The sequence below is a fragment of the Ekhidna sp. genome (assembly GCF_965228795.1).
In the GTDB taxonomy this organism is placed as follows: domain Bacteria; phylum Bacteroidota; class Bacteroidia; order Cytophagales; family Cyclobacteriaceae; genus Ekhidna.
Map to the genome: position 1 here is coordinate 236,176 of NZ_OZ245839.1, position 21,508 is coordinate 257,683.

The 21,508-nt window shown below is 41.1% G+C and carries 21 protein-coding genes; 7 read left to right on the plus strand and 14 right to left on the minus strand.

Annotated features, from left to right (window positions below; translation table 11 throughout):
* Window positions 1-47: 47 nt before the first annotated feature.
* Window positions 48-3,107, plus strand: coding sequence for a SusC/RagA family TonB-linked outer membrane protein (locus ACQK2H_RS00955; protein WP_425389602.1), 3,060 nt, complete (start codon window positions 48-50; stop codon window positions 3,105-3,107).
* 32 nt (window positions 3,108-3,139) lie between these two features.
* Window positions 3,140-4,612: a RagB/SusD family nutrient uptake outer membrane protein gene (locus tag ACQK2H_RS00960; protein WP_425389603.1), complete on the plus strand. Its 1,473-nt coding sequence runs from the start codon at window positions 3,140-3,142 to the stop codon at window positions 4,610-4,612.
* 59 nt (window positions 4,613-4,671) lie between these two features.
* Here ACQK2H_RS00960 and ACQK2H_RS00965 read toward each other — a convergent pair whose 3' ends face one another.
* The 5 genes from ACQK2H_RS00965 to ACQK2H_RS00985 all read right to left on the minus strand — a co-directional run bounded on the left by ACQK2H_RS00965 (window position 4,672) and on the right by ACQK2H_RS00985 (window position 10,798).
* Window positions 4,672-6,024 carry a RagB/SusD family nutrient uptake outer membrane protein gene (locus ACQK2H_RS00965; protein ID WP_425389604.1) on the minus strand — a complete coding sequence of 451 codons (1,353 nt, stop codon included), beginning with the start codon at window positions 6,022-6,024 and terminating at the stop codon, window positions 4,672-4,674.
* Between the two features lie 18 nt (window positions 6,025-6,042).
* Window positions 6,043-9,105, minus strand: a complete 3,063-nt coding sequence (locus tag ACQK2H_RS00970; protein ID WP_425389605.1) for a SusC/RagA family TonB-linked outer membrane protein — start codon at window positions 9,103-9,105, stop codon at window positions 6,043-6,045.
* Between the two features lie 159 nt (window positions 9,106-9,264).
* Window positions 9,265-10,146, minus strand: a complete 882-nt coding sequence (locus tag ACQK2H_RS00975; RefSeq protein WP_425389606.1) for an MBL fold metallo-hydrolase — start codon at window positions 10,144-10,146, stop codon at window positions 9,265-9,267.
* Between the two features lie 4 nt (window positions 10,147-10,150).
* On the minus strand, window positions 10,151-10,501 hold the full coding sequence (locus tag ACQK2H_RS00980) for a helix-turn-helix domain-containing protein (RefSeq protein ID WP_425389607.1): 351 nt from the start codon (window positions 10,499-10,501) through the stop codon (window positions 10,151-10,153).
* Window positions 10,502-10,504: 3 nt separating this feature from the next.
* Window positions 10,505-10,798, minus strand: coding sequence for a type II toxin-antitoxin system HigB family toxin (locus tag ACQK2H_RS00985; protein WP_425389608.1), 294 nt, complete (start codon window positions 10,796-10,798; stop codon window positions 10,505-10,507).
* A gap of 73 nt (window positions 10,799-10,871) precedes the next feature.
* On the opposite strand from ACQK2H_RS00985, the gene ACQK2H_RS00990 reads away from it, so the two are divergent.
* Window positions 10,872-11,354, plus strand: a complete 483-nt coding sequence (locus ACQK2H_RS00990) for a PaaI family thioesterase (RefSeq protein WP_425389609.1) — start codon at window positions 10,872-10,874, stop codon at window positions 11,352-11,354.
* Here ACQK2H_RS00990 and ACQK2H_RS00995 read toward each other — a convergent pair whose 3' ends face one another.
* Window positions 11,355-11,744 carry a hypothetical protein gene (locus ACQK2H_RS00995; protein ID WP_425389610.1) on the minus strand — a complete coding sequence of 130 codons (390 nt, stop codon included), beginning with the start codon at window positions 11,742-11,744 and terminating at the stop codon, window positions 11,355-11,357.
* Window positions 11,745-11,793: 49 nt separating this feature from the next.
* Complete coding sequence (locus tag ACQK2H_RS01000; RefSeq protein ID WP_425389611.1) at window positions 11,794-13,629, minus strand: AMP-dependent synthetase/ligase; 1,836 nt, start codon at window positions 13,627-13,629, stop codon at window positions 11,794-11,796.
* Window positions 13,630-13,724: 95 nt separating this feature from the next.
* Between ACQK2H_RS01000 and lgt the strand changes: the two genes are divergently transcribed.
* The gene (gene lgt, locus ACQK2H_RS01005) at window positions 13,725-14,504 is read left to right on the plus strand and encodes a prolipoprotein diacylglyceryl transferase (protein ID WP_425389612.1); all 780 of its coding nucleotides are present in this window, start codon (window positions 13,725-13,727) and stop codon (window positions 14,502-14,504) included.
* Here the strand turns inward: lgt and ACQK2H_RS01010 are convergent.
* The 4 genes from ACQK2H_RS01010 to ACQK2H_RS01025 form a co-directional block, all read right to left on the minus strand.
* A complete protein-coding gene (locus ACQK2H_RS01010) occupies window positions 14,494-14,796 on the minus strand; it encodes a DUF2442 domain-containing protein (protein ID WP_425389613.1) in 303 nt (100 codons plus the stop codon). The two genes, lgt and ACQK2H_RS01010, sit on opposite strands and share 11 nt — an antisense overlap.
* Window positions 14,797-14,899: 103 nt before the next feature.
* Window positions 14,900-15,268, minus strand: coding sequence for a hypothetical protein (locus ACQK2H_RS01015; protein ID WP_425389614.1), 369 nt, complete (start codon window positions 15,266-15,268; stop codon window positions 14,900-14,902).
* Window positions 15,265-16,140 (minus strand): diacylglycerol/lipid kinase family protein, encoded by an 876-nt coding sequence (locus ACQK2H_RS01020; protein WP_425389615.1) that lies wholly within the window; start codon window positions 16,138-16,140, stop codon window positions 15,265-15,267. The genes ACQK2H_RS01015 and ACQK2H_RS01020 overlap by 4 nt, the downstream gene beginning before the upstream one ends.
* The gene (locus tag ACQK2H_RS01025; RefSeq protein ID WP_425389616.1) at window positions 16,140-17,090 is read right to left on the minus strand and encodes a threonine ammonia-lyase; all 951 of its coding nucleotides are present in this window, start codon (window positions 17,088-17,090) and stop codon (window positions 16,140-16,142) included. Before ACQK2H_RS01025 ends, ACQK2H_RS01020 begins: the two co-directional genes overlap by 1 nt.
* A gap of 119 nt (window positions 17,091-17,209) precedes the next feature.
* On the opposite strand from ACQK2H_RS01025, the gene ACQK2H_RS01030 reads away from it, so the two are divergent.
* Window positions 17,210-17,929: a DJ-1/PfpI family protein gene (locus tag ACQK2H_RS01030; RefSeq protein WP_425389617.1), complete on the plus strand. Its 720-nt coding sequence runs from the start codon at window positions 17,210-17,212 to the stop codon at window positions 17,927-17,929.
* 62 nt (window positions 17,930-17,991) lie between these two features.
* Window positions 17,992-18,432 carry a hypothetical protein gene (locus ACQK2H_RS01035; protein ID WP_425389618.1) on the plus strand — a complete coding sequence of 147 codons (441 nt, stop codon included), beginning with the start codon at window positions 17,992-17,994 and terminating at the stop codon, window positions 18,430-18,432.
* On the opposite strand, the gene ACQK2H_RS01040 is transcribed toward ACQK2H_RS01035, so the two are convergent.
* Entirely contained in the window at window positions 18,433-19,110 is a 678-nt protein-coding gene (locus ACQK2H_RS01040) for an SDR family NAD(P)-dependent oxidoreductase (protein ID WP_425389619.1), read from the minus strand. It abuts the gene before it with no gap.
* Complete coding sequence (locus ACQK2H_RS01045; protein WP_425389620.1) at window positions 19,110-19,757, minus strand: NADPH-dependent F420 reductase; 648 nt, start codon at window positions 19,755-19,757, stop codon at window positions 19,110-19,112. Before ACQK2H_RS01045 ends, ACQK2H_RS01040 begins: the two co-directional genes overlap by 1 nt.
* Window positions 19,758-19,795: 38 nt before the next feature.
* Between ACQK2H_RS01045 and ACQK2H_RS01050 the strand changes: the two genes are divergently transcribed.
* Complete coding sequence (locus ACQK2H_RS01050; RefSeq protein WP_425389621.1) at window positions 19,796-20,965, plus strand: hypothetical protein; 1,170 nt, start codon at window positions 19,796-19,798, stop codon at window positions 20,963-20,965.
* On the opposite strand, the gene ACQK2H_RS01055 is transcribed toward ACQK2H_RS01050, so the two are convergent.
* The gene (locus ACQK2H_RS01055; protein ID WP_425389622.1) at window positions 20,955-21,479 is read right to left on the minus strand and encodes a DUF4442 domain-containing protein; all 525 of its coding nucleotides are present in this window, start codon (window positions 21,477-21,479) and stop codon (window positions 20,955-20,957) included. The two genes, ACQK2H_RS01050 and ACQK2H_RS01055, sit on opposite strands and share 11 nt — an antisense overlap.
* Window positions 21,480-21,508 lie beyond the last annotated feature (29 nt).

Here is a 21,508-nt window from a genome sequence, read left to right on the forward strand (position 1 = left end):
TGTAAACTGCCTATTTTTAAGGATAATCAACTTCCACACCAAAAGACATGAAACTAACACTAACCTGCCTGGCCTCTCTGCTATTGGTATTTTCTTTATCGGCACAAATCACTGTACGAGGAAAAGTGACTGATCAAGACAATCAGGGAATTGCCGGCGCTTCGATTAAAGTTGATGGAACGGCAACAACTGTTTACACCGACGAAAACGGAGATTTTACTCTTGATCTAGATTATCAATTCGAAACATTAATCATAAGCGCAGAAGGATATCAGGTCCAAAGTGTTTATGTAAATGGACGAACGAATATTGATGTGAAAATGAAATCGCTTGGACTCGATAACATCAATATGGGCATTGGGTCTCAAAGCAGAGACGAACTCACCAGTAGTGTATCAAGCATTGATGCGGCAAACGTTAGCCCGGCTCCATTGATAAATTTAGAGCAAGCCAATCAGGGGGTAACAGCAGGTTTGTTTGTACAAAACTCCAGTGGAAAGCTTGGGCAAGGCACCAAAGTTCGTATCAGAGGAGGATCCTCATTATCAGCCTCCAATCAGCCACTTTATGTGATTGATGGGGTTCCGCTGACTTCAGGCAATCAGTCAAATATAAACCCAAGTAATATTGCCTCTATTGAGATTTTAAAAGATGCTGCAGCAACAGCTATTTACGGTACCCGTGCTGCAAATGGAGTAATCATCATTACCACCAAAAATGGTAATGCAGGAGACATGCAGGTCAATCTGGACTATCAGTTTGGCATTAGTCAAACACCTAGGTTTTTGGATATACAGTCAGGTGATGAGCACAGGCTTCAAACATTTGAAAGCATATTAAGAGGATTTTTAATTGGTGTGGAACCTTTCACCATTAGTCCTGAAATTCGAATTGATGGAACAGACTACACCATTACCAGAGATTTCCTGGATAATTTCTATGATGCCGGGTTGACAGACATCACCATTGTAGATGATCCATCCAATCAAACATTCACTTTCAACATGCCATCTTTCTACAGTCAATTGAATGCAAATACAGACTGGCAGAAGGAAGTGTTTAGAAACGCTCCATCGCATCGTGCGAATGTGGATGTTCAAGGAGGCACTCAACAATTCGGGTATTTCGCTTCTGTAGGTTACACCACACAAGAAGGAATACTTATCGGGAATAAGTTTGACCGTTTAAATGGATCCTTTTCATTGAACAGTCAAATCACTGATAAACTCTCTTCTAACCTGAACCTGAATTACATCTACACGAAAGACAACAGGCTCAATGAAGATCAGGATTTGGGGGCTCCACTTCAGGCAATCGTACTACCTCCTTCAGATAGCTACGACCCAAATGATAATTATAGCCTGAATGTGAGAAGCCTTGAATACAACCCCCTGACTGAAATCAACTTTGCTGATAATGTGGCTACCAATAATAGTATCATCGGTAGCCTTGGGTTCAAGTACAAGTTCTCGGAAAAAGTCTCGATTGATGTAAACGGAGGAATTGACCGAAGTAACATACGAGCAGAGCGGAGACAAGGTCCGGAGACATTAGATGGAGCTCCTAACGGACTGTCGAGGATCAGCGAGCAAATGGTAGAAAACTATGTAACCAATGGCTGGCTAACATATAATCCGGAAATCAGTGGTAATAATAAATTATCTGTTGTGGTTGGAGGATCCTACCAGGAATCAACAACAAGCTTTGAATTTAGACAAGCCAATGTGAATAGTATTTCTACTTTGGAGTCCCTTTCTGACTCAGATCCTTCGTTGTTCAATGAGCCTATTCAGGGTGACGCAAACGTATTTCTTTCATCTTACGCCAGAGTGAGTTACTCAATAGATAATCTGTACGACTTTCAAGTTACCGGAAGAATGGATGGAAGTTCCAAATTCAGTGAGGATAACAGGTTTGGCTACTTTCCTGCAGTTTCAGCTGGATGGAACATTCACAACATGAGTGGATTTGGTTCGAATACCTGGTCACAGCTGAAGTTGAGAGCAAGTTATGGTTTAGTGGGAAATGCTCCGGTTGATGACTTCCTATACCGAAGAAATTATATACGCACAAGATATAATGACGAGGATGCTATCGAAGTAGCGAACCTTTCCAATGAAAACTTAAAGTGGGAGACCACCTCACAACTTAATGTTGGAATTGACTTTGGGCTTAATGCAAAAAGCATAACCGGTTCGATCGACTATTATATTAAAACAACCACAGATTTACTATTTCCAATTCCCGTCTCACAGACGTCCGGACAGTCAACGATTTTTGACAATATTGGATCGATGGAAAACAAGGGGTTTGAGATCAACCTGAGCTCCGTCAATGTAAATACCTCTGACTTTTCATGGACAACCGATTTCAACATCTCCTTCAATGATAATTTGATCACAGACCTTGACGGTGAACAAGCCATAGTTGGAGTAAATGCATTTTTAGAGAACAGACCAGCCGGAGTTTTCTATATGCGACGCTATGTTGGAGTTGATCCAAGCAATGGTGATGCACTTTACGATGACGGAAATGGTGGAACAACGGATAATTGGGAGGAAGCCCCAAGACAGGTTGTTGGCGACCCTAATCCGGATTTTTTTGGTGGATTGACAAACTCAATAGCTTATAAGAACTGGGAGTTTTCCACGATGTTCCAATTTGTAGGAGGCGTTGATTTGTACTTTGCAACAGGAGAATTTCTGGCGAATAGTGGCATACTGAATCTCGGTCAATTGTCGCGAGAAAGCGATCGCTGGTATGAACCAGGCGATGAAGCACCATACCCGGCGTTAAATCCATTTCAGGATGAGCCTAACCCATCTTCTCGATGGTTAGAAGATGGCAGCTATATCAGACTCAAGACGATTACGCTTACTTATAATTTCCCTGAAGCCACTTTAAGCAATATGGGATTGAGAAACTTTAGTATTTATATAGGGGCTACTAACCTCTTCACTATTACCGATTATATCGGGTATGATCCGGATGTCAGTTACTTTGATCCACTCGACGGTATCATAGGACAAAACATCAGTCGTGGCATTGATAATTTCACTGCACCACAACCTAGAATCTTTATGTCAGGCATCAAAATCGGATTTTAATCATGAAAGCATTAATGAAAACACCAATAGTCATGAAGCAAGTAATTGCACTATTTATAATCGCCATGTTCACATTATCATGTGATGATTTATTAGAGATAGATGCAGAAAATTCACTGAGCGGAGATGTGCTTGTTGATCAGGAATCGATGGAAAGCGCACTAAATGGTGCATACTACAACTTGTTCGGAATGAATGACGGATCCGATGGAGGTGAGTTGCTTGGCGGAGATTTTAAACTGATAGCTACGCTATTAACCAGGCAAGTCAATCTAGAGGTATCCTGGGATGAAACAAATGCTCCGGGTTATGAGGATTTTGTTAGAAAAAGTGTTTTAGAAACAAACATTCGCGTTGAGGCTAATTGGCGAAGAGCATATGAAACCATCAATATTGTAAATGATATTTTAGCTAACCTGGATGTTGTTTCGGATGCTTCGGCCAGAGACAGAATTGAAGGTGAAGCTCGAGCTATTCGTGGCATTCTTTATTTTGAGATGGTTCGATTATGGGCTCCTCAATATGAAGGAAATGCCGGTGATCCTGCGATTCCTTTGTTAACAGAACCCATCACCTCTGTTGGTCAAATCGTAACGCCTACTAAAGCAACTGTCAGTGCTATTTATTCGCAGGTTGAATCAGACCTGAATGCTGCATCTTCAGCCTTGCAATCCGGAGAGACAAACGATGACCGGATTTCATACTATGCTTGTCAGGCATACCTTGCTAAAGTTGCCATGCAGAAAAATGAATATTTTGATGCGGAAACGTTTCTTAACAATGTGATTAATGGACCATATGAAATGGCTGGAGCACCTACAGCTGGGTTCACAAATTCTTCTAATAGCTCGGAAGATATTTTGGCAGTACAGCAAACACCTGCCAGCAATACCGGTATTAACACCTCAGGCCTGTCGGCATTTTTCAATTCATTTAATGATTTTGGCAGTACGTTTAGAATTCAGCCATCTTCGTTAAACTCTGATTTCCTTGCAAATAATCCGATTTTCAGTGACCTTGATCTAAGGCGACAAATAGATTCCGCTGCAACTCAAATAGACAATGTACAAGAAATGTATTATTTGGATGCAGTCAACACAAACAGCATCAGCTCTTCAAAATACCTGAGAAGCACCGATGTGATTCCTTTGATTCGATTGCCAGAAATGTACCTGGATCGTGCCGAATCACGATTTGAACAAGATCCTTTTGTGATCGACCCTGGCGCATTGAATGATCTCAATCAAGTACGTATTCGATCAGGGTTAAGTGCTTTACAGATTGCTGATTTTGGTGGGGATGCCAATCGCTTTTACGACAGTATCATTGTTGAGCGTAACAGGGAGCTATTATATGAGGGTGTAATCTTCCATGACTTGAAAAGACAAGCTGCGAATGGACTTAATGTGTTTATTACTAGCTCACGACTTGATCCATTAGATGATCGATTTGTCCTTCCAATACCACAATCTGAATGTGACGCCAGTCCGGGACTTTGTGATTAAAAAAGAAATAAAAAAAGGCCTCTTCTGAGGCCTTTTTTGTTATCGATTATAATGTTCTATTAATACCCCGGATTTTGCTGATTAGCTAATGCCGGATTCGCATCAATCTCTCTTTGAGGGATAGGGAATACCAACTCAGGTGCATCGTAGGTAAGCGTTCCAACATTTTGTTGTAGACGCTTAATGTCATGCAATCTGTGGCCTTCAAATGCTAACTCGAGCCTTCTTTCAAGAAGAACGTCATTAACTGTAACTGCTGCCAGTAAAGGAGCATTAGCTCGTGTTCTTAACCTATTGATGTCGTTAAGCGGCGTGTCTCCAGTGGCACTGGATAGCCTAACATTACACTCAGCTCGGATCAAATACATTTCTGCCAATCTGATTACCGGCACATTGGCAAACTGATTGGTATACTTACTGGTAAACGTTCCTCCATCATTGTAGAAGAAAGCTCCTCTATCATCTCCTGCTGGATACAATGCAAGGTGAGCAGGTTCTATGATAATATCACCGTCTCTTCCTCCAAATTGAGGGGTTGCCCAATAAGTTGTCATTGCATTCACACCGTCCTGAGAGCTTACCTGCATTGCAAAAATATCCTCAGTTGAGTTTGCATCATTATTAAATGCATCAGCAAAAGATCCCATCTCTAGCTGATACTCTCCTGAATTAATCACTGCATTTGCATCGGCTAAGGCGCTGGCATAATTACCCATCTGTAGATGTACTCGTGCTCTTAGGGCTTGGGCAGATCCTGAAGTAGCAAATATTCCATTGCTAGGAGGCAAGTTGGTCACTGCGTCGTTTAAGTCACTCAAAATTTGAGCATATACCTCTTCCACTGTGCTTCTTCCAACATTGTTCTCCTCACTTATACCTCGTGTTGGAGTTAGCACCAATGGTACTCCCAACTGAGAGTTACCTCCACCAGCTTCGTAAGGAAGACCATAGAACTTTACCAGCTCGAAGTAGATCAGCGCACGAATGAACTTAGATTCGCCTTCTACCACATCTGCTTGCGCCTGATCAGTAAACACATCAAGGGCACTTAGTATGTTATTTGCAATATTAATTGTTTGATAAGCCTCAAGCCAAACCTCAGTGGCATCACCATTTACTGCTACCATGTTTTTGTTAAACATTTCTTGTGGTGCATTGAATGTACCAGCCCATAACAATTCATCTGTTGCTGCAAGTAGCTCTGAGTTTCTCAACGTTTCGCCACCAAACAAGTCATCAACTCCAACTTCATCGTATGCTCCAATTAAAACAGCTTGAATGTTTTCAGGAGTGGATAAAGCGAGAGACTCTGAAATAGATTGTGCAGGTTCCAGCTCTAGCTCATCGGAACATGCCGTAAAGCCAAGGAGCGCAACCGTAACAATTAAAAATTTATTTATATGTAATTTCATAATTATTCGCTTTTAAGATTAAAATCCAAGTTGAACACCAACGGTGAAGGTTTTCGCTTGCGGCGCAGAATAAAAATCATTCCCCTGGAAAATATTATTCGTGCTTCCGTCTGCATTTACCGTTAAGTAGTCTGCGCTCACCTCAGGATCCCATAGTGGATAATCAGTGATTGTAAGCAAATTCACTCCAGTAAAGTAAATTCTAGCTGAGCTAAGTTTAGCTCTAGAAGCGATATCTGAAGGAAGGTTATAACCTAAAGTCAGATTTTTCAATCGAATATATGAGCCGTCATACAAGAATCTGCTTGACCTTCCTTGTCCCCCATTTCCATAAGCTAAGTATGCTTTTGGTACATCAGTGATATCGCCTGGTTGTCTCCATCTGTTAGCGATTTCCTTACTTGGATTGTCAAACCAGTCTGCTGCAGACTGGAACACACCACCTACATTATGAACCATATTGCCCTGAACAAACTGGAAGAAGATGTTCAAGTCAAAGTTTTTCCACGATATATTGTTTTTGAAACCTCCAATATAATCCGGGTTAGGGCTTCCTAAGACCACAAATTCTGCCTCTGAAAAATTATTGGTTGTACCCCTAGGATCAGCTTCGTTGTTTAAATACCACAAAGCATCACCGGTTGCTGGATCTACGCCGGCATATTCAGCACCGTAAAACGCACCAATTGCGCTTCCAACCCTTACAACGTTCATTGTCCTGGAGCTTCCTCCATCAATAATCTGCTGTCCACCCAGATCAGTTACTTCATTTTGGTTGAAAGCAATGTTGAAGGAAGACGACCATGATACCGGACCCTCAAGAATTACACCATTCAGCACGATTTCTACTCCTCTGTTCTCTAGTTCACCAATGTTTTGATTCTGTATTCTGAATCCTGAAGTTCCTGGAACCGGATTTGAAAGTAGGAGATCAGTAGACGTCTTTACATAGTAGTCTATTTCACCATTAATCCGATCGTTCAAGAAACCAAAATCAAAACCAATATCTAGTTGAGAGTTTTTCTCCCAGGTTAGATCAGGGTTAGGAATTTGAGTTGGCTGAAGACCTCCATTGCCTGCATACCCTTCTGCGCCATAGAGTCCCAGTGCATCAAAGTTGCCAATTCCTGCATTACCGGTGATCCCATAACTAGCTCTTAACTTCAAGAAGCTTACAATGTCATTTCCTTGAAGGAATGATTCTTCGGAAAGAATCCAGCCTGCAGATGCTGCCGGAAAGAATCCAAATTGATTGTTAGCCCCGAAACGAGAGGAGCCATCAAGACGGCCACTCAGAGTCAAAAGGTACTTATCATTCAATTTATAATTTACTCTTCCGAAGTATGACAAAAACGAAAATTCTGTCAACGTTCCAGTTCCAACAGCTATGTCAGCAGCGCTTGCCATTGTTTTTAGAGCATTAACCGGGAACTCTTGGCCTTCTACCCTGGTCACCGATGTTTCTGATTTCTGGAAATCAAAACCACCTGTGAAGTCTATCGAATGGTTAGAGTTAATCAATTTGTTGTAATTCACATATGCTTTTGTATTGTAGTTGAATACTCGAGCCCACCTTGAAATAGCATAGCCATTTGTCCCTTCTCCGCCATTTGTATAATCAGCCCACCGTCTATCTTGATTTTGAGTAAGTAGATCTGCTCCTACCTCTGCCCGGAATGTTATGTCATCTGTAATGTCAAAGCTTACATAAGAATTTAGTAACGACCTGAATGTAACATCTCTTCGTGTTACCCCTTCAAGATCAAGGAGTCCATTATAATAGGTAGTAACCGGTCGATCGTTAAGGTTTCCATCACTGTCACGAACAGGAGTGATTGGTGCCAACGCTATCAACTGTATCGGAGTTGAGAATTGGTTATCATCAGATACACGATCGATATTGGTTCTTATAAAACCACTATTAAACCCAAATGAAAGTCTATCATTTGCAGAATGATCCAGGTTTAGTCTCGTACTTAATCTCTTAAGTCCATTACCAATCAAAATTCCGTCTTGATCAGTATAGCTTCCACTCACATAGAAACGAGTATCTTCAGATCCTCCTGAAGCAGAAAGGTCGAATTTGGTTGTTCTTGAATCATCATTATATGCGAACTCTTCCCAGTCGGTATCTACTTCAGCATTTCTCCAGTCAGTGCCACCTGAATATCGATCTAATCTCCCGATTGCAAAAGCAGTCCATGAGCTGGGATCTGTCGTAGGGACACCATCCAATTCATCTGAATTGGCTGCAGCTTCAAGAATATAATCAACATACTCTTCAGCATTTAGCCACTCTCTTCTATTGGTTGGACTATTTACTCCTGTTTGATAGTTGATGTTGTATTTCGTTTTACCGGGTTTTCCTGATCTTGTTGTGATAATTACAACTCCATTTGCCGCCCGTGACCCATAAATTGCTGCTGCTGAAGCATCCTTTAGGACCTCCACAGATGCAATATCATTAGGGTTGATATCACTCAAAGGGTTGGAAACAGCTTCCGCAGGGTTACCCACATTTTGTGTTGTAATTGGCACTCCATCTACTACGAAAAGAGGTTGACTATCAGCTGTGATAGAGGAAGCTCCTCTAATTCTAACCTTGATGCCTTGTCCAACCTTGCCGTTTGAACTCTCAATAAATACTCCTGATGCCCTGCCCTGAAGTGTTTGTTCAAAGTTCGGAACAGGCATATTTCTTAATTCTTCTCCGTCCACTTTGGCAATGTTTCCGGTTAGCTCTGTCTTTAATTGAGCTCCATAACCGACAACTACAACCTCATCCAGCTCCGTTGCACCTCCAAGTGCAACATCAATGGTTGAGCTTGCGCCTACAGTAATTTCTTGAGTTTCAAAACCAACAAATGAAAAAACGAGCGTAGCACCCTCTTCAACCTGAAGACGATAATTCCCCTCTAAATCAGTTGTTGTACCGTTAGTTGTTCCTTTAATAACAACGTTTACCCCAAGTAAAGGCTCACCGCTTTCATCGGTGACCTTACCGGAAATTGTTCTTTGCGCCATAGCCCCAAGCGAGGCTAAAACAATGAACGCAAAGCATAGTAGTAAAGCTTTCTTCATAAAGAAATGTTTAAAGTGTGAAAAAAATGATTGCGTATTACTCTTAAGTTAAAAGTAATAGGTGTCAAAACACTTATTTTGACGTTCAATTTGTTGTAAACATTCACGTATAATGGGGGAAACTTTACCTTGAAAAGGTGTTTAACTGGGCTGGGAATTCTATTGTCTTTTCTTCCAATACCTAACCAATCCAGCCACACTCATCCAGGAAGGGTTGGCTGCTTCATATTGTAGTACTCCCTGATCTGAGACCCCTCTATCTCTTAGTTGTTTAGAGGTATAAGCCATAAATTCCGGGGTGATTTCATCATTGCTCATTCCTGCTTCCCATTTAGCTTTAATCCATTGTGCCCAGTCATTTAGAATTTCCTTGAGCTCTTGCATATGGATGTTCGGGTTCATTTCTTCTCCAAAATGGGTCAAAACCAACCTGTTTGGATTTTTAGAAAGCACTAAGTCAATGGAGTGCATCCAGTCCTCCAGGTTAATGTCGGGTGGAGGGCAAGGAGGCACAACAGGCCCACCTTCAATTTTTACTCCGGCGACATCTCCTGTGAAGATCGTGTCTTTCCAGTGCCATGCAATGTGATGTTTGGCATGACCGGGAGTGTGTAAAGAGCGAAACTTCTGGTCGCCAATTTCAACCACCTCATCATGCTCCATTACCTTCAGATTTTTTTTTGGTATGCCTTCCATTTTACCCCAAAGCGCATCCATTTGATCACCATAAATCATTGTTGCTGAGGCCACCAGCTTTGTCGGATCGTGCATGTGGTCATGGCCAAAAGGGTGCAGATATACCGTGGCTCCTTTTTCTGCAAAAGCCCAAGCCGCACCTGCATGGTCAAAGTGGATGTGGGAAAGTAGGACGTGCTTTACATCATTTACTTTAAAGCCATGATCTGCCAGTCCTTTTTCCAGGCTAGGGAATGTGCTGTATGGGCCAGACTCAATGAGTACCGGCCCATCATTGGTTTCAATGAGAAAAGCTGCGATGGCATGCTCGTAATTTTGGAAATGGAGGTCGAGAGTATGGTACATACACTTAGTATTCAGTCATTAAAGATTCATAAGGAATGTTCATTTTATCATGTAAGTTTCTTATCATTTTTAAAGTAAGTTTCCTTTTCTTCGTTAGTATCTCTGAAACACGGCTCTTGTAGCCTATTACCTGAGCAAGGTCTTTATTTTTCATGCCGGATTGTTCCATTCTGAATTTTATTGCCTCTATGGGATCTGGTGGATCAACTGGATAATTTCGCTCTTCGTAATCTTCAATTAAAATCATCAATAATTCAGCCTTTTCTCCGTCGCTTGAATTTTCCTCTGCATCGAACAACTCATCTAACTGTTTAAGTGCTGCTAAATAATCTTTTTCAGTTTTTATTACCTTCATGCCTTATATGTTTTCTGCGTCCACCTTGTCATATTCACTATGTGTGCCGATGAACCGGATAAAAACCCATGATCGATCGTAGTTAATTTTAACAATTAATCGGTAGCTATTCCCGCATATATTAAAAACCACTCTGTTGTTTTTGAGAATACTTGCTTTTATATACTGACTCTTTATATCGTTTGGGCTTTCCCAATTCGCTTTAGAAGCTTCTTTGTACCATGTTTTCAGAGCCTGCTCAGTGTCCTCATGTTTAGCCCAAAACTCCCTGAGAATCTTCTTAGCAATTACTCTCATAAAGCAAATATAATCAAAAAGTTACCAATATGGTAACCTCCAGTAATTGATTTAAATATCACATCTTTGCTTTATGAGCGGGTCAAAATACTTTCAAGACCATATGCCTGAAAACGTCTGTTTTGGATGTGGACATAATCATGAAGGATTACAAATCAAAAGCTACTGGGAAGGGGATGAGTCTGTCTGTAAGTGGCGTTCGGAAGAAAAGTACCACGGTTGGAGCAACCTGATGAACGGGGGAATAATGGCTACTCTAATTGACTGCCACTGTATGGGTACTGCAATGGCGGATGCCTATAAACGTGAAGGACGATCACTTAATTCTGAACCTGAGTATCGTTATGCAACAGGAACACTAACTGTCAAGTATCTAAAACCAACACCAAATACACAAGTGGAACTTAGAGCCCGGGTGATTGAAGTTAAAGGAAGAAAAACGGTATTAAAATGTGATTTCTATTCAAGTGAGGGTGATAAAACAGCGGAAGCAGATGTGATAGCCATCCGTGTATTTGATGGGAGCGAAGGAAAAGAAACGGTATTTAAAAGCTAACTACTCAAAAGAAAGAACAACTTTCGTTTTAGCAGTATCAGTATAATCATGAGCTTCTGAGAAAGTAACCATTACACCTCCAATGACAATTTGGTTTGCTATTTCCGTTTCGGAATTTGTGGTGAGATCGCCCAAGCCGAGCTCAACCTCTTCCTGATTGATTTTCAAAGCAACAACCAATCTGCCTTGCCAAATACACTCAGAGTTTGGAGGACACAGAGAATTCTCTTTGATTGACAGAAAAGTGACCGCCCAGCCCTTTCCATTGATTGTTTTAGAAGCACTTTGCTGGTGCTGAACGATAATTTCATTTTCAGCAGTTGGAATTACTTGCTCTTCTTTACATCCTATGAAAAGAAGAACAATCATAAGTAGTCTTGTTAAGCCCATTGCAAAAATTATTTTAGCAAGAAGTTCAAATCTTATGCCAGATTTTTGATCAGAGCGACTCCATTTTTTCAAATTGCTCAAGCTCTTCAAGCGACATATCCTCAATCTTCATATTCTCAAATTTTGAGAGGTCAAAATCAGACTTATTGGCGTAAATGGTATCCAGGATAGGCTTGTATTTCTCCAAAATAACTCGCCTTTTAAGCTTCATAGTTGGGGTGAGTTCACCAGTTTCTGGAGACCAGTTTGTGCTTATTAGTCTAAACTCTTTGATTTTAGCCCATTTTCCTAAGATTTCATTGGCACGGTCTATTTCATCTTGAAATAGCTTTCTCACTTTCGGGTCTCGTCTCATATCCTCAAAGTCCATGAGTGAGTAAGTTCCACTAAGCTTAGTAAGTACCTCGTCCATATTTGGAACGATTAAAACTGCCGGAAACTTTTCGCCCTCTCCTACGACCATCGCCTGTTCAATGATAGTGGCTTCTTTGAGTTTATTTTCTACTTGTTGTGGTGCAATGTATAAACCTCCTGAGGTTTTAAAGAGCTCTTTTTTTCTATCCGTAATGTGAAGATAACCGTCCACTATTTTTCCAACATCGCCTGTTTTGAACCAGCCGTCATCCGATAGCACTTCTCGCGTAAGCTCCTCATTTTTGTAGTACCCTTTCATGACAGATGGACCCTTGACCAGAATTTCATTTTCTTCTCCCAGTTTCACCTCAAGATTATCATACACTTTACCTACAGATCCTATTTTAATGGCATCCATTCGGTTTGCAGCAATTACCGGGGAAGTTTCAGTTAGACCATAGCCCTCCAGCACATGGATACCGGCTGCCCAGAAGACCCTGGCCAATCTTGGTTGTAAAGCAGATGCTCCGCATTGAATTTGTTTGATGTTTCCCCCCAGTGCTTCTCTCCACTTACTAAAAACAAGCTTGTTTGCCACAGACAGCTGTCGGTTGTATAAAGGTCCCTGATTTTTATTGGGATCATATTTTAATCCCAGTGAAATTGCTCTGTTGAAAATGCCTTTCTTAATGGTGGAAAGCTCGCTCCCTTTCTTTAAAATTTTGTCATAAACTTTTTCCAACAAACGTGGCACTGTATTGAATGTATGAGGTTTGACCTCTTTCAGATTGTCTGCGATTTGCTCCAGGCTTTCTGCGAAATAAACGCCAATTCCACTATAGATATAAATATAGATACCGGCCTTTTCGTAAATGTGGTTTAACGGTAAGAAACTCAACGCTCGATCCTTACCTTTATCAAGGGTGCTTACTTTAGAAGACTCTATTACATTGCTTACAATGTTGGTATGAGTAAGCATCACGCCCTTAGGTGCACCGGATGTGCCTGAAGTATAAATGATCGTACAAATATCTTCCGCTCTTACATCCTTCATTCGCTGCTCCAGCTCTTCTTTATTCTTTCCCTTACCCTCGCGCATTACATCTAGCCAACTTTTTACTCCGCCAATTTTATTAAAAGCAAAAATTGAATCAATTCCGATTTTTTGAGCCGCACTGCTAATGCTCTTCAAAGTGACGCCATTAGAAACAAAGATCATTTTAACCTCGGATTCCTTTAGAATCATCTGATACTCCTGTGTGCTAAGAGTGGGATAAAGCGGAACAAGAACTGCACCTACATGCTGACAAGCCAAATCAACGAACACCCACTCCGGTCTACCCTCTGAAACAATAGAAATTTTATCTCCGGGTTTGATCCCCAGCTCAATGAGCCCTTGACTTAATTGATTCACTATTTTCAAGGAGTCAACCGTGCTATACTTTTTCCAAAAACCCAATACTTTGTGGGCAAAAGCGTCAGGCAATGGATTTTCTTCTAGTTGGCGATATAATAAATCAAAGAGTCTCATAGGGATTTTTTCTTACAGCCTGCAAAAGTGTAACTAAAGGCGTTTAAATCTGTTGGTATTTTCCCCTATTTTCACTTAACGAAAATCAAACATTAATGCATCCAGAACTATTCTCAATCAGCGATTTCACCATTCATACGTATGGTTTTATGATTATGCTGGGGGCTACTCTAGGCTTTTTTTACATGACCTACACGGCCAAAAAAGACCTAGGAATAGAGAGGGATAAAATTCAGAACCTGGCTATTCTGGTTATAATTTCTGCGTTTGTTGGCGGTAAACTCCTTTTCTACCTGGAAGATCCCGGATATTATTTCAGCAGCTGGGAAAACATGAAGCGAAACTTCCGTACCGGGTTCGTTTTTTATGGTTCGCTGCTTTTCGCTGTTCCACTAATCGTATGGTATTTCAAAAGAGAGAAATGGCCACTTTGGCCATTGATGGATCGTCTGGCGATCACTGCTTGTATCATACATGGATTAGGAAGAATCGGGTGCTTCTTTGCCGGATGCTGCCACGGGTTGCCAACGGATGTACCATGGGGTATAACATTTACAGATCCAATTTCGCAGGCAGAGCCACTTAATACCCCTCTTCACCCTACTCAGCTCTATTCTGCGACATTGATTTTTGGTATTCTTATCGTGCTGCTCATGCTAAAACGACACAACCGGTTTGAAGGGCAGCTCTTTTTCATTTATATCATTCTATACGCAGTGGGAAGAGGAATTATTGAAATTTTTCGAGGTGATGAGGAACGAGGGTATATTATTGAGGGTGTTCTTTCACATTCGCAGTTTATCAGTCTGGGAGTGATCGCGGTGACAGTATGGGCGTATTTGAGGTTTAAGAAGAGAGCGAGGTTTAGGAAATAGCTGATGATTCTTCGTGCAGAATTGTATTGTGATAAAGGTCCTCAAATGGAAAGCACAATTCAAAATCATTCCAGTCAAGATTGCCGTTCACAATTTTAAACTGCTTAAAATTTTCTTCCTTCTCGTACTTTTTAATTTCTGGATGATTATTCGCATTCAAAAATGGTTTGAAATCAACCAGTTTCTCAGCTCCATCACTAAAGCTTATTCGAATGGCAAAGTCACCGATGTAGTGAGCGCTTTTAATTGCTAGGTCTTGTATTTCTTCCTGATATTTTTCGATGATTTTCATTTCAATCTTTTATTAATTCTACGAAAATCCACTTGTTTGTGATACACAAAATAATCAATCCTCTTCTTAACACTATCATCAGCATATTCGCTTCATGGATAGTCTAATCCTCAATAAACTGCAAGGATAAATTTTCAGACTCTATAGATAAAGCATATGTGTATCTCCCATTTCCCAATGGTGTTTCACCAACATAGTCGAATGGCTGAATCACATATTCTTTATCTGACGAGATGACCTTCACATAACCATAGCGATAAGCAATTTCATAGGGTTGATAGTTTGAAAATTTTCCAGGAGTGATATTTAAATAGGTATTATCTGAATCTCCGCTGCTGACATAAACTGATTCGAAAATCTGACCACTGGAATTATGAATTCTTATCAAAAGGCGATCTCCTTCTAGTGAGTCGCTTTCGCACCCCATCAAAAAAAGAAACGACATCAATATCATGCAAAAACTCAATCTCATAACATCCTAATTTTTAACGCTTCCGGCAACACTTTAATCTCAAACGGAGGTTGACCCATACGCTCACCGTCGATATGGGCAAAAAGCATCGCATTCTCATTTACAAGGACACTTTTAGCTTTATAAAAGTTGACTTCTTTCAGTGACCCATGTGTTCCATTTGATAGTTTATGAATGTTGAGAAACCTTCTCAATCCGGATACTTTTCCTATTTCGCAAATTTCTAAAAGACCATCATCAACCTTTGCCTCAGGCATCAATTTGAAACCTCCTCCAAAAGTGGTTCCATTACCAATGGTGAGTAGGATTAGATCATTTTGAGATGGTTGGTCATCAATTTGATAATCAAAACTTCGCTCTCGATAGCCTCCCAAAATGCGGAGTACATGATAGTAATAGGCGGCATGGCCGGTTAGCAATGGGACACGTTTTGTTGCCATGTCTTCCACAATCTGACCATCAAAACCAATGCCCACACCATTCACGAACTTTCGATCATTACACTGACCTAAGTCAATTTGCCTAACCGTTCCATTGATTGCAGTCGCGATTTGCTCGTTAAGTGTCTTGCCAATCGAAACATTCTTGATGAAGTCGTCTCCGGTTCCTGCCGGAAGGATAGAAACCGGAATATCGTATTTCAATCCATTCACCGACTCATTGATGGTACCATCCCCACCAATTATGATCAAGTCCGTAAAAGAGGAGTCCAAAAATTCTGTTATGGTCTTCGTTGCACTCTTACTTTCATTCGTGTCGAATACCTGATACTCTATCTGCAGTTCATGAAGTTTCTCAGATAGTTTTTTACAAATCTTAAGTGCTTTACCTCCGGCAAAGGGGTTCCAGATGACAAAAATTTTTCTGGACATCAGAATGGAAGCTTGGTGAGGTCTACATTTCCTCCCGTAAGAATAATGCCCACACGCTTACCTTCAAACACTGTAGGGTTTCTTAAGATAGCTGCAAAAGGAACGGCACAAGAAGGTTCGATAACGATTTTCATCCGCTCCCAGATCAGCTTCATCGCTCGAATAATTTCTTCCTCTGAAACCAATAAGACCTCTTTGATGTGTTCGGACAAAATCTCAAAATTTTTCGGCCCGATGGATGCTTTCAATCCATCAGCGATGGTGTTGGCTGTTTTATTGGCTACCATTTTACCATTCTTAAGCGACCGGTAGCACTCATCCACTTCTTCCGGCTCTCCTACATACAGTTCTAAATTCGGGTCGAGGAAATGAGACACGAGTGACATTCCTGAAGCAAGTCCACCACCCCCTACAGGAGCGATCAAGGCATCCAGATTTTCCACCTCTTCGATTAGTTCTTTCGATGCGGTAGCTTGACCTGCGATGATGTTATAATCATTGAAAGGATGTATGAGAATCGCTCCGGTTTTCTCGATTACTTCATTGCAAGTGGACTCTCGTGATTCCTCGGTGGGCTCGCATAGTATCACTTCTGCACCATACCCTCTCACTGCATCAACTTTGACCTGTGGTGCTCCTTTTGGCATCACAACATAGGCTTTTGAATCCGCCAACTTAGCCGCTAATGCAACCGCCTGACCATGATTGCCCGATGAGTGGCATGCAAACCCATTAGTGCGATCTTCCGGTCGATAGCTGAATATCGCATTTGTTGCCCCACGCATCTTAAATGCCCCAATCTTCTGAAAGTTTTCACATTTGAAAAACATCTTACACCCTGCCAATTCATCCAGATTGGCAGAGGTCATTACCGGCGTGTTGTAGATGTACTTTGCAATGCGCTGGTGTGCGCGTTTGATGTCGGAAAAAGAAGGTGGGGAGGTTAGCATTAATCTTATATTTTCGGTGCAAGGCTAAATTAATCGAATATAAAGCTGATTGAAAATGCATTTCAGTACATAAAAAGGCTTTTGAACATTCTTCAATGATGTGTGCATATCTTTAACACATGAAGCAAGTATTTGTATCATTTCTGTGTGTTGCCGGGCTGATCTGTTGCAACGCACCAAAAGAAAAAAAGCAAATAACCATTGAGCCTGTTGCAGAAGGGCAATCATTCAATGCTGCCTTTTTGATGATCGATGGAGTCTATAACTCTGAGCTAATGGCTCCTTATGACATCTTTCAGCACACTGTTTTTCATACTGAAGGAGGCATTCAAGTGTTTACTGTTGCTGAGACAATGGATACAATAACTTCATTCGAGGGACTGAGAATACTACCGGATTACTCATTTAACAGTAAAGACATACCTGAAATAGACATTTTGGTTGTGCCCAGTGCTGAACACAACATGGACTCAGACCTTGAAAATGAAACACTTATTCAGTGGGTATCTGAAACCGGATCAAAAGCCGACTATGTCATGTCTCTTTGCGATGGAGCATTTGTTTTGGCAAAGGCAGGCTTAGTGGAAGGCAAAGAATCCACCACTTTTCCATCTGATATTGATCGATATCGTAAGACGTTTCCTACACTAAAAGTGCATGAAGACGTGTCTTTCATTCATCATGACAATCTGCTAACCTCTGCTGGTGGAGCCAAATCATATGATGTAGCTCTTTATTTGGTCCATCATTTATATGGCGTCCAAGTGGCTAAGGGCGTGGGAAGGGGATTGGTCATTGATTGGGACTTGGATGACTATTCATTTGTTAAAGTAGATTAAATCTTTTCTACAATGCTCAACTGATTTCATACATTAGGTGTCTATGATAAAAATAGATCTTGATGAAAAATCTCTTTTTCCTATGTCTCTTGATTGTTAGCCTCTCCGGATGCAATGATGAAGGCTGTGCAGCTGCTTCTTGTATCGCCCCTCCTAATGGCGAATTTGCTTCTGACGAGTACAACATTGCTATTTACGAAAGCATATCTGATGGGTCAAATCAAATTCGAATAGACTCAGTCATTCTTGCAGCAGGTGTAAATATTGTGATTAAGGACTTTTACACCTGGGTTGTGGTGGAAAACCCAGACGAGGTAAGTTCACTTACTCTCTACTCTGGAGAAAATCAATATATCGTGAACGATGCACTGCCTGAAATCAGCAATAGGCTGAAGGGATATCTTATCGGTTTTGTTAAGGATGGAGAAACCATTTTGATAAATGGTGTAGAGGCATCCGAAGACCTAATCAATGGTGTTTGCAATGACACCATCAATTGTTGATCACCAGCTAATCACCTGTTTATCCCTCAAAAATTTTCCATTTGGAATCTCGTCTGCAGTAGCTAACCACACCGCTGTTTCTGCTCCTTTTTCAACCGGCCTGGAAGCCCCATCTCCTCCCATGTCTGTACGAACCCACCCTGGACACATGGAATTTATTTTTACGCTTGCTCCGATTCTATCATGTGCCATGATCGTGAGTGCATTTAGGGCTGTTTTAGATATTCGGTACGATGGGTGATTACCACTCAGGTCATCTATTGCACCCATACCACTGGAAATATTAATAACTCTACCATCATCCGATTTTTCCAACAGTGGAGATAACTGCTGAATAAGATGCCAGGGTCCATAAACATTTGTCCGAACTGTTTTTTCAACAACATCAAGATCAATATCAAGCACGTCTTTTCCATCGCTGACCATGATCGCTGCATTATTGATTAATACATCCAATTCACCGATCTCATCTTTATATTTATGAACGAACTCTCGGATGTTTTCTTCATTAGAGACATCTAGTTCTCGAAATTTTGCTCCGACCTCTATGGCTGCATCTTCTCCTTTTTCTACTGATCTCGCTGTAAGTACAACATCGTGTCCAAGATCTACCAGCTGTCTGCAGATTTCCTTACCAATCCCTCTGTTTCCACCCGTAACAATTATTCTTTTTCTCATTATCTCAGTAGTTTAAAAGCATGTGACCATTTATTGTCTTTGAAGCCGGGTATGCACCAAAGCATACACAGTGGCTCTATCGCCCGTGCTGCTTCCGCTTTACCCATGTCTTCGGTTTCCCAACCAAATTGATCAAGGATTGTTGTCACTTCCTGCTTTGCTGAATCATCGTTCCCGGCAATGAACATGGTGGGTTTCTGCCCTCCACCTATTTCAGGATTCACCATCAAATGTGCCCCTACCGAACTAAAGCATTTCACAAAATGGGAATCAGAATGAGATTCCTGTAGGTCTTCCATTAGGGATCGATTGATGTCGGTGAAAAATTGCAACACCCCGTTTACCGGACCTGCTTTTTCATCGATTGGATTGGTTGCATCAATCACTACTTTTCCATCAATTCCTTGCCCAGCCATTTTCAAAACATCCGAGGCGGCATGGCCTTTTACAGCTAAAACCACTATTTGACCAAAGTCTGCTGCAGCTTCAAATGATCCGGTACTCCCCTTGTTTCCTGCCTCTTTTAGCCAGTCCTCAAGCTTACTTTCGTCTCTGGTTCCGATTTTTACCTCGTATCCATGTTTGATAAATCCATCGGCGAGGGTGCGTCCCACAACCCCCGATCCTAATATTCCAATTTTCTTCATGTTAGATTAGTGTTTTATTTGCCAAAAATTTTGTGTCAATGCGCGTAATTGAAGTTAAGGATAAAAAAACAGCTCAAGAGTTCTTACTGTTCCCCGTTCGACTTTACAAGAATGAGAAAAACTGGATTCGTCCGCTGGATAAAGATATCAATGGAGTTTTTGACCCGAATGTGAATAAATTCTTCCGCCATGGTGAATGCACACGGTGGGTCCTTAAAAATGATGATAACAAAACAGTGGGTCGTATTGCCGCTTTCATCAATAAGAAAACCATGAACAAAGACAATGACCAACCGACCGGTGGTGTTGGCTTCTTTGAATGTATTGATGATCAGGATGCGGCAACCTTGCTTTTGGATACAGGTAAAAAATGGTTGGAGGAGCGAGGGATGGAGGCCATGGATGGTCCCATCAATTTTGGAGATCGTGATACCTGGTGGGGCCTTTTAGTCGATGGGTTTGATCGTCCACCAAATTATCAGTGCAACTACAATTTTCCTTATTACCAGCAGCTTTTTGAAAATTATGGGTTTCAAGTATACTTCAAGCAGTTTACGTTTGGTCGTCAGGTTATGGACCCTTTAAGTGACCGGTTGTATGAAAAAGCCGAGGTTGCACAAAAAGATAAAAACTATTCTTTTAGGCACATTGAAAAAAAGAAGCTAAAAAAATACGCCGAGGATTTTAGAACGGTTTATAATGATGCTTGGGCACGACACCCCGGTGTGGCTGAAATGACCTCTGCACAAGCCAATGCAATCATCAAAAAGATGAGGCCAATCATGGATGAAAAGATCATGTGGTTCGGATACCATAAGGATAAACCGGTTGGTTTTTATATCAATATCCCGGAGCTGAACCAGGTATTCAAACATGTGAACGGAAAGCTGGATTTAATAGGGAAACTCAAGTTTCTTTACCATAAACTGATGAAGACCAACAAGAAAATGATCGGGCTAGTGTTTGGCATTTCCCCGGAGCATCAGGGCAAAGGAGTGGATGGTGCCTTGATTATGGCAATAAGAGATGTCGTGCAGGAAACATACACAAGATACGAGCAGCTGGAAATGAATTGGATTGGCGATTTTAATCCAAAAATGATCAAAGTGGTAGAGCAGGTTGGCGGTGATGTGGTGAAGACTCATCACACATATCGTTACCTTTTTGATCGAACAAAAGAATTTAAACGTATGCCGATCAAGAGTTAGGTTTTGTCTTCCGTTTCTGCTTGTAGTACTCCTTATCTGCCACATAAAGTACTTTTTCTATTTCGCAGAAGACTTTACCTTCTTTGCTTTTTAAATGAACCATTTTGGTGAGGTCCATTTCTTTTTCGTGAGCAATCTTTGATTTGAGGTTGTTGATTTCGTCCTCAGTAAACTGGAATAAGGCATATGCATCTGAAGAGGCCGGACGTTTGAATTTAACCGTTGAGGATTTATCCCAAACCACATATTCTCTTCCTAAAATTTGAATGAGCTGCACCATATAAATGGGGTCTGTGGCTGCAAAAAGACTGCCTCCAAATATCGTCCCCACATAATTCTTGTTTTTATATGAAATTGGAATCTTTATTTCCACCCTCATAAATTCCGGTGAAACTTTCGTAACACGTCCTGTAGTCCTTCTATACATTGGTGAGAGATTGAATCCCCACTTAAATAGATGGTGGTTGTGTTTGCTAAAGTATTTGTTGGAAATCCGAGATAAAAGCTGATACATAAAGTCAAATTAGTTCTCCATCTACAATT